Source organism: Kitasatospora sp. NPDC056783 (genome assembly GCF_042789895.1).
Taxonomy (GTDB): Bacteria; Actinomycetota; Actinomycetes; order Streptomycetales; family Streptomycetaceae; genus Kitasatospora.
In genome coordinates this window covers 1-4,018 of the sequence record NZ_JBHUAF010000558.1, presented here as the reverse complement: position 1 = coordinate 4,018, position 4,018 = coordinate 1, and the positions used below count along the sequence as shown (strand labels likewise).

Sequence of the window (4,018 nt, the reverse complement as noted above, 5' to 3'; positions counted from 1 at the left end):
ATCCGGGGTTCCGTGCTTCGACAGCCGTCCGGCTACGGTCAGTCGCCCGAGCCGGGGGTGGTCTTGGCGATCTGCATCAGGAACTCGGCGTTGCTCTTGGTCTGCTTCATCTTGTCCAGGAGCAGCTCGATCGCCTGCTGCGAGTCGAGCGCGTGCAGCACCCGGCGCAGCTTCCAGACGATGGCCAACTCCTCGCTGCCGAGCAGGATCTCCTCCTTGCGGGTGCTGGAGGCGTCCACGTCGACGGCCGGGAAGATGCGCTTGTCCGAGAGCTTGCGGTCGAGCTTGAGCTCCATGTTGCCGGTGCCCTTGAACTCCTCGAAGATCACCTCGTCCATGCGCGAGCCGGTCTCGACCAGCGCGGTGGCCAGGATGGTCAGCGAGCCGCCGTTCTCGATGTTGCGCGCGGCACCGAAGAACTTCTTCGGCGGGTACAGCGCGGTCGAGTCGACACCACCGGACAGGATGCGGCCGGAGGCCGGCGCCGCCAGGTTGTAGGCGCGGCCGAGGCGGGTGATCGAGTCCAGCAGGATGACCACGTCGTGGCCCAGCTCCACCAGGCGCTTGGCGCGCTCGATGGCCAGCTCGGCGACGGTGGTGTGGTCCTCGGCCGGGCGGTCGAAGGTCGAGGAGATGACCTCGCCCTTCACCGACCGCTGCATGTCGGTGACCTCTTCCGGACGCTCGTCGACCAGGACGACCATCAGGTGGCACTCGGGGTTGTTGTGGGTGATCGCGTTGGCGACCGCCTGCAGCACCATGGTCTTGCCGGTCTTCGGCGGCGCGACGATCAGACCGCGCTGGCCCTTGCCGATCGGAGACACCAGGTCGATGATCCGGGTGGTCAGCACGCCCGGGTCGGTCTCCAGGCGCAGCCGCTCCTGCGGGTAGAGCGGGGTGAGCTTGTTGAACTCGGGGCGGCCGCGGCCGCTCTCCGGGTCCATGCCGTTGACGGAGTCCAGCCGCACCATGGCGTTGAACTTCTCGCGGCGCTCGCCGTCGCGCGGCTGGCGCACGGCACCGGTGATGGCGTCACCCTTGCGCAGGCCGTTCTTGCGGACCTGGGCGAGCGAGACGTAGACGTCGTTCTGGCCCGGCAGGTAGCCGGAGGTGCGCACGAACGCGTAGTTGTCGAGGATGTCGAGGATGCCCGCGACCGGGATCAGGACGTCGTCCTCGCCGATCTGCGGCTCGGCCGGACCGGCCTCGAAGCCGTCGCGGCCGCGGCGGCCACGGCGGTCGCGGTAGCGCCCGCGCCGGCCACGACGGCCCTCGCCGAACTCGTCGTCGTCGTAACCGCCCTGCTGGGCCTGCGGCTGCTGGGCCTGCTGGCCCTGGCGGCCCTGCTGGTCGGCCTGGCCGCTCTGCTGCTGGCCGCCCTGCTGGGGCTGGCGGTCGGTGCGCTCACGGCGGCTGCGGCGGTCGCGGCGCGACTCGCGCCCCTCGCCCTCCTGGCCGCCCTGGGCCTCGCCGCCCTCCTGGCGCTCGGTGCGGTCGGTGCGCTCGGTGCGCTCGGTGCGGTCACCGCGCTCGCGCCGCTCACGGCGGTCACGACGGCTCTCGCGACCGTCCTCGCGGCCCTCGAAGCCGCGGGTCTCGGCCGGGCGGGCCTCGGCCTGCTTGGGCTCGGCGACCACGACGGTGGCGGCCTCGGCCTCGGCGGCCGGGGCGGCGGGAGCGGTGGGGGCACCGGCGGCCGAGGTGGCACGGCGGCGGGTGCGCTCGGTGCGCGCCGGCGCGGCGGTCTCGGCGGCGGCCTGGACCGGGATCTCGATCTGGGCCTGCGGCTCGGCGGCGGCCTCGGCGGCGGCCTTCGCGGCCTTGGTGCGGCGGGCCGGCTTCTCGGCCGGGGCCTCGGCCTCGGCCTTGGCGGCGGTGCGCTTGGCGGCCGGGGCGGTGCCACCGGCGGCGAGCAGCGGGTCCCCGCCGCTCTTCTCCTTGATGGTCTCGATCAGCTGGCTCTTGCGCATGCGCCCGGTACCGGTGATGCCAAGGTCCGCGGCGAGCTTCTGGAGCTCGGCCAGGACCATGCCGTCCAGGCCCGCGGCGGCACTGCGGCGGCGCCGCGCCGGGGCAGCGGGGGCGGCTGCGTCCGACGCGTCGGCGTCCGGGCGCATCAGATCGGTGGAGTCGCTCACTAAGGGTCCTTCCCTGGAGCGGGCGTCGGCCTGTCTGGCTCGGCGACCGGTTGTGCTGTCCTGACCAACGCTCGACTGCGTCGGTCCGAGGCGGTGATCCCTCGAATGGCGGGAGCCCGTCGAGGGAGAGCTACGAGGTGCGGTGCTTTGAAGCACGGTGGTGCTGATTGGCGCGTGGGCCGGTCGTGTGTCGACCTCCCCTGAGGGCGTAACCCCCACGCTCCCTGCGAATCCCGGGCCCCCGTCGCGTGACGGTGGCCCGCGCTCCGCCCGTCCTGGCCTCTAGGTGGGAGGCCGCGGGTGGGAGTCAGGTGCCGTGTCACGGCTTCGGGATGCGGCCGCGTGTCGCGCAGGCAGGCTGCGTACGCGCTGCGGTGGGCTCCCGGAGAATCGTCGCCCCGTGCATCGCCGGGACTCCACTGCTGTGGAGTGCTGGGATCGGGACGCGGCGCACCGAGCCCCGGAGGGCACCTGGTGCAGCAATGAGGTTAACACTACCGACCCCCTCAGACATTCCCCAGCCTCGTGCTTGCCAATCGTGTCCGTCGGGCCCGGCTCGGCAGGGTGCCGGTGCCGGGCCCCGCGCGGCCCGTTCGCGCTGCTCAGACGTCCAGCGGGAGCACGACGGCCCCGGTGCGGTCGACGTCCAGCCGGTGCGCGGCGAACGCCGGGTCGCCGCCGTGGCCGTGGTGCCCGGCGAAGGAGAGCACCTTGTCGGCGCCCGCCTCGTCGGTGAGCGCCAGGACGGTCGGACCGGCCCCGGAGATGACCGCGGGGACGCCCTCGGCGCGCAGCGCGCCGACCAGCGCGGCGCTGTCCGGCATCGCGGAGGCGCGGTAGTCCTGGTGCAGCCGGTCCTCGGTGGCGGCGAACAGCAGGTCGGGGCGCCTGGTGAGCGCCTCCACCAGCAGTGCGGAGCGGCCGGCGTTGACGGCGGCGTCGGCCAGCGGGACGGTCTTCGGCAGCAGTCCGCGCGCGGTCTCGGTGAGCACCTCACCGGCCGGCACGAACACCACCGGGACGACCTGCTCGGACGGCTCCAGCGCCACCGCCCTGGCCGACTCCTCGTCGGTCCAGGCGATGGTGAAGTTGCCGCGCAGGCAGGCCGCGACGTTGTCCGGGTGGCCCTCCAGCTCGGAGGCGAGGGCCAGCAGCGCGTCGTCGTCCAGCGCGGACGGCCCGCCGATGGTCACCGCGCGGGCGGCCACGATGCCGGCGCAGATGGCGGCCGAGGAGGACCCGAGGCCGCGGCCGTGCGGTATCCGGTTGGCGCAGACCACTTCGAGGCCGCGGGGCTGCCCGCCGAGCCGGTCGAAGGCGGCGCGCATCGAGCGGACCAGCAGGTGGCGCTCGTCGCGCGGCAGCGTCTCGGCGCCCTCACCCGCGATGTCGACGGAGAGGCCCGAGTCGGAGACCCGGACGACCACGTCGTCGTACAGACCCAGCGCGAGCCCGAAGGCGTCGAAGCCCGGGCCGAGATTGGCGCTGGTCGCGGGAACCCGGACCCGGACGGCGGCGGCACGGAACGCGGGACCGGCCATGCGGTGGACTCTCCTGGGGAAATCGGGCGGCGCGGAGCGCGTCGTCGGTGCGAGGGTGGGGAACGGACCACGGCCCCTCGGGGGCGGGCGGTCACTGGGGGTCGGCTCGGCCCGGACCCGCCGGGCCCGGGGCAGGTGCCACGCGGCCGAGGCCAGAGTATCGAAGAGAGGTTCCCCAGCGGTACACCCCGTGGGCCTTCGATCTGGTGTGTTGCCGCTTCTGGCCGGAATGCGCACCCCCCTCCGTCGAAGAGGGGGGCGGAAACGGATCGCAAAGCGAAGCTCGATTGACACGAAAGTGTCAGTGGCGAACTTCGACGGGCCGGCCCCGCGGAGGGC

The 4,018-nt window shown here is 73.5% G+C and carries 2 protein-coding genes; both read right to left on the bottom strand.

Annotation, left to right across the window (positions count from 1 at the left end):
- Window positions 1-38 precede the first annotated feature (38 nt).
- Complete coding sequence (gene rho, locus ACFRMQ_RS39000) at window positions 39-2,138, bottom strand: transcription termination factor Rho (protein ID WP_380735638.1); 2,100 nt, start codon at window positions 2,136-2,138, stop codon at window positions 39-41.
- Between the two features lie 602 nt (window positions 2,139-2,740).
- Complete coding sequence (thrB, locus tag ACFRMQ_RS38995; protein ID WP_380735637.1) at window positions 2,741-3,679, bottom strand: homoserine kinase; 939 nt, start codon at window positions 3,677-3,679, stop codon at window positions 2,741-2,743.
- Window positions 3,680-4,018: the final 339 nt, after the last annotated feature.

What these genes read in the sequence shown, in the direction of transcription:
- thrB (WP_380735637.1), bottom strand. Translation starts at nt 3,679, where the DNA reads ATGGCCGGTCCCGCGTTCCGTGCCGCCGCCGTCCGGGTCCGGGTTCCC.